The following is a 4,988-nucleotide window of genomic DNA, read 5'->3' on the forward strand; positions in this document are numbered from 1 at the left end:
CTGGGGTAGGGGCCATTCATGAATCGCCTCTACCGGTGCCAGGGCCGGGATGGAATCCGCGTTTATTGGAGGGCCCGGTGCCACCCGGGCCGACGGACGCCGTAGGAGGCGTTCCTCCATTGCGCGGATTGGAGGGCCGGGTTCCATCCCGACCGGTTACTCAGGTTCCGTCTGGGCCAACGGGAAGGTTGTGAAGGCTAAAGCCCTCACCAAAAAGCGGCGATCAATCGCCGCACCCCATGGAATACGGGGCTTTAGCCCTGCTTGCGGCACGGGACTTCAGTCCCCGGGGAAAGGGCATTGATAAGCCTTGCCCTTGCCGAAAGACGAATCGCCATTGACGGGCGGGACCAGGGGGAGTATATCCGGCGCGGTTGGGTGGGTATCCCGGCCGAGAGGGATCTTCCTGTCGTTTATGGATGGCCCCGTGCCGATGCAACGGAGTGGCGTGCGAGTGCTGCTGGCAGTGCTGCTGGTCGCGGTGTGTGCGACCTCGGTGGGCTGCGCGCTGCGGCGTTTCGAGCGACGAGGCCTTCTCCCCCGACACGGACTGATCGCCCGGCCGGGGTGGTTTCGGCCGCAACCGGTCCCGCTGGGAGAGCGGACCCGCCAGTTCCTCCGGCAGCACGATCTGGAAAATTCGCTTGACGATCCCCCGCGGACGTTGCTGGAGAAAGTGCAGGCGGTGGTGGACCGTGAGCCCACTCTGGAAGGATTGTACGCGTATGCGGAGGTCAGTTTCGCTCTGGCGCGTCGGCTGGAGCGGACGGAGCCTCGGTTGGCGCTCGATCTATATGGGGGCACCGTGCTGCGGGCTTATCAGTACCTTTTTGATCCCCGCTTTGATTCCACGCGGAATCCGTATGACCCCCATTTTCGCGGCGCCTGTGACCTGTACAACGCGGCTCTCGAATCCGCCCTGCGGATCGTCTGCAAGGGGGAACAGCTTCGGCCGGGAACGGAGTTCCACGTCCGCACCGCCGATGCCGTGTGGAGGCTCAAATGCATCATCTGTGACGATCGCTGGCGGCCCGAAGATTTCGGCCATTTCGAATTCGTGTCGGATTATCGGATTATCGGCCTGCGGAATCATCACGTCAGTTACGGGCTGGGGGTGCCACTCATCGCGGTGCGAAAGAGTTACTCCGGAGAGCCGCCTGCCGCCCGGTATTATCCGCCTGACCTGAGCTTCCCGGTCACCGTCTTTCTGCGACCGGAGTTTCCCAATTTCGCTGTCTCGCAAAAATCATCCGGAGGAGAGCAACATTATGAGGCCCAGCTGGAGTTGTATGATCCGGTGGCCACCAGTGACGTCAGCGTGGATGGAAAACAGGTCCCGTTGCAGGCCGATCTGACAACGCCGCTGGCGGCGTTTCTCTCCAATCCCGCCTTCGGACCGTCGCTGGCGACGGTGGGGCTGCTTCGACCGGAAAGGCTTCTCACGCTGCAACCAGGACGGGACAAGCCCCTGACAGGACTGTACATGGTCCAGCCCTATGAACCGCAGAAGATTCCGGTCGTTTTCATTCACGGCTGGTGGTCCAGTCCCATGACCTGGATGCAGATGTTCAATGATCTCCGCAGTGTCCCAGAAATCCGACATAATTATCAGTTCTGGTTCTATTTGTATTCCACGGGACAGCCCTTCTGGATTTCTGCTGCCCAGTTCCGGCGTGAACTTCGCGAATTGCGGCAGACGATCGATCCCCAGCACGTGCAGCCGGCGCTGGACCAGATGATCCTCGTCGGTCACAGTATGGGTGGGCTGATTGCCGAAATGCAGGTGATTGAAAGTGGCGAGGAGTTCTGGCGGCTGGTCAGTGATCACCCATTCTCCGAAGTCCGCGCAGATCCGGAGACCCTCACCGAACTGCGCGAGATATTCTTCTTCCATCCCAACCCTTCCGTTCGCCGCATCATAACACTGGCCACTCCCCATTGGGGATCCCACTTTTCCAACGGGATGACGCAGCGCCTCGCCGCTCAGCTGATCCGGGTTCCGCAACAGTTGCTGCAAACGCAGGAACGATTTTTCCGGGAGAACGCTGACCTGCTCATTCCCGATAATCTTCTCAAAATCACCGACAGCGTGGACGCGCTGTCGCCGGAGTGTCCCATTTTCCCGGTGCTCAACAATGCACCCCGGGCCTCCTGGGTCCTCCATCACAACATCTTGGGGGTCTCTCTGGATGGCGGGTTATGGGGCCGTATGACGGGCACCACGGACGGTGTTCTCTCCTGGGAAAGTGCCCATTCTGACCGCGCGAATTCCGAGCTGGCCGTTCCCGCGGAACACACAACGATCCACACCCACCCCCTTGCCATTCTGGAAGTGGAGCGGATTCTTCTGGAGCATCTGGAGGAAGTGCGTCGGGAAGAGCGGCTCATGCAAACGCGAGAAGCACGAGAGGACCTGGTGCCGACACCGGCCCCTGTCCGCCTGCCTCCGGTCGATCCACCGGCTGCGCCCCCGGAACCACCCCGGCGGTTCCCGTTGTTGCGACTTTCCGAGGAAACAACTCCCGGTTATTCAGCACCGATGAGATAGACCACCAATCGCTTTGGGCCGTGCACTCCGAGGATGAGAATCTTTTCGATATCCGCGGTGCGGCTGGGGCCCGTGATGATCACGCATTCCCCGCGACTTTCGGGCTGACGGGCCACCCCCGTGATCCGGTCCCAGGCAGCCGGTAAGTGCTCGCAGAGTCGATCCACGGTGGCCACGATGACACACGCGGGGGGAAGATAACAGGCCAGTCGCTCGCCAGGATTGCGACAGACAACCACGGCCGATCCGGTGTCGGCAAGGAGACATTCGGCTTCCAGGATGCTGACGGGAATGGGTTCCAGATCGCGCGGCACGGGAGTGTCTGGGATAGCGGTGGGTTGAAGCCCCGTGGCACTATTGGCGAGTTGCCACGCGAGGGGCCGATCCATCACCAGGGCTTCGCGCCAGCCTGACTTGTCCACAAGGATTTGAAAATCTTCCTGGACACTCGACCAGTCACGGTGGAGCAGCGGCTCGCCGTGCACGGCACGCAATTCCTCGGCAAAGCGGCGAGCGAGATCCGCTGGTGGGGTCTGAGTGCGCGGCCAGACCTCGGGAACGGGTGGCGGATTCTCATCCGTAACACTTCCGAGGTTTTTTCGGATTCGATCCAGAATGACTTCTCGTGCGCCCATCGTGCCTGTGTCCTCGCGGATGATTGTTTCAGCTTCGACGTGTCAGACCTGCCGAATGCGAGAGAGACCTCGCCACACCTTGATGTGAAAATCCTTTGAACTTGTTCCCGCTACGAGCTTGTCACAGCGCTGGAGTGCCGTGGCTCGGTCACCGTCGTACTGGCTGCTGCCTGGTGATACCGCTCTTTGTGTCGCCGCCACCACGCGCGAAAACTGCGGGGCGGAACGGTGGGCAAATCCCGGGCGCGGGTCCACGCGCCCAGAGGTCCCGGCCGGAACGGCAGAAACCGGGCCAGACGCACCCCCAGCCGAACGCATCCCATGGCCAGCCGGTACAGCAGCGGGTGGGACATCGCCCAGGCCCAGGCCCGCCAGATCAGCCGTTCAAACGGCGATCGGACGGGAGACCGCGTGTTCACCGCCCGATGGCGCAGGTGAACCAGTTGATGGGGAATATCGATTTTCACGGGGCAGACTTCTCCGCACGCCCCACACAGGGACGAGGCAAAGGGCAGTTTTCCGGCCTCCTCAAATCCCACAAGGTGCGGCGTGAGGATGGACCCAATCGGACCGGGATACACCCAACCGTAGGCCCAACCACCAACGCGACGGTAAACCGGGCAGGTATTCAGGCAGGCCCCGCAACGGATGCAAAAGAGGCTGCTGCGGGCGGCAGGGTCCGCCAGCACATTGGAGCGGCCGTTGTCGATGATGATGACATACATCTTCCGGCCGGGTGATGGGCCGAGCAACACGTGCGTGTAGGTTGTCAGTTTCTGCCCGGTGCCACTCCGCGCAAGCAAATTGAGGAACAGCGGCAGATAGTCGATGCTGGGGATAACTTTCTCGATTCCCATCAGCACGACATGCACGGGTGGGGCCGCCATTGACAGACCGGCGTTCCCCTCGTTCTCAATGACGCAGATTGCCCCGACATCGGCCAGGGCAAAATTGCATCCGGAAATCCCCATGTCCGCGCGGAGGTATTCCTGCCGAAGATGCCGCCGCGCAATATCGGTGAGTTTTTCATGTTCGGTGGTGAAGGGTTCGCCAAGCTTTTCGGCGAAGAGGCGCCCCACATCGGTGGCCGAAAGGTGAAGGGCGGGCGTCACAATATGGGTCGGCCGCTGGCCTGCCAGTTGCACGAGGAACTCACCCAGATCCGTTTCCAAAGCCTTGACGCCCACCGAAGCCAGCACATGGTTGACCTCCATTTCCTCGCTGACCATGGACTTCGATTTGACCACGGTCTTCACATTGTGTTCGCGGACAATGTTCAGCAGGTGCCGATTGGCTTCTTCGGCATCGCGAGCCCAGAGGACCGTGACACCTCTGGCCGTGATGTTACGCTCGAATTCCTCCAGAAGTTCCGGAAGATGATGAATGGCGTAACGTTTGACCTGGTGTGCGGCCTCCCGCCAGGACTCCCAGTAAGGAATAGCCAGCGCGACCTGCCGGTTGTGTTTGCTGGATCGTTCCGCCGATTCTCCGAGGGCTTTGGAACCTCGCGGCTCAGCCAGGCCCTTGTTCTCGGCCTTCCAGAAGGCGGCTCCGCGAAGCGACACTCCATGGTGCTGGTTGACAACCGTCATCTGTGCAAAACTCCGGGATGGAGGAAACTTTCCAAAACAGTGAACTTCCCAAAGATCCCCCCAGTTATTGTAGCGCTCGATCACTCCCGGCTGTTTAAAATCTCGGCAATGTGAAGGACGCGGATGTGCCGCATCTCTGGTTTGCGGCGCATGATGCCGCCCACGTGCATCAGGCAACTGATGTCCACGGAAGTTACAACATCCGCTCCGGAA

At 60.8% G+C, this 4,988-nt stretch carries 3 protein-coding genes; 1 reads left to right on the forward strand and 2 read right to left on the reverse strand.

Translation table 11 applies throughout. The features are described from left to right. Positions 1–433: 433 nt before the first annotated feature. Positions 434–2,548, forward strand: coding sequence for an alpha/beta hydrolase (locus H5U08_RS09955; RefSeq protein WP_297032602.1), 2,115 nt, complete (start codon positions 434–436; stop codon positions 2,546–2,548). Here the strand turns inward: H5U08_RS09955 and H5U08_RS09960 are convergent. Both H5U08_RS09960 and H5U08_RS09965 read right to left on the reverse strand, forming a co-directional pair. Then, positions 2,527–3,183, reverse strand: a complete 657-nt coding sequence (locus tag H5U08_RS09960) for an LUD domain-containing protein (protein WP_297032599.1) — start codon at positions 3,181–3,183, stop codon at positions 2,527–2,529. The two genes, H5U08_RS09955 and H5U08_RS09960, sit on opposite strands and share 22 nt — an antisense overlap. Before the next feature lie 110 nt (positions 3,184–3,293). Beyond that, positions 3,294–4,775, reverse strand: coding sequence for a lactate utilization protein B (locus H5U08_RS09965; RefSeq protein WP_297032601.1), 1,482 nt, complete (start codon positions 4,773–4,775; stop codon positions 3,294–3,296). Positions 4,776–4,988: the final 213 nt, after the last annotated feature.

The sequence above is a fragment of the Thermogutta sp. genome, from assembly GCF_014359955.1.
In the GTDB taxonomy this organism is placed as follows: domain Bacteria; phylum Planctomycetota; class Planctomycetia; order Pirellulales; family Thermoguttaceae; genus Thermogutta.

Excerpts from the sequence above, each read along its gene's own strand:
- H5U08_RS09955 (WP_297032602.1), top strand. The coding sequence starts at position 434 with ATGCAACGGAGTGGCGTGCGAGTGCTGCTGGCAGTGCTGCTGGTCGCG.
- H5U08_RS09960 (WP_297032599.1), bottom strand. The coding sequence starts at position 3,183 with ATGGGCGCACGAGAAGTCATTCTGGATCGAATCCGAAAAAACCTCGGA.
- H5U08_RS09965 (WP_297032601.1), bottom strand. The coding sequence starts at position 4,775 with ATGACGGTTGTCAACCAGCACCATGGAGTGTCGCTTCGCGGAGCCGCC.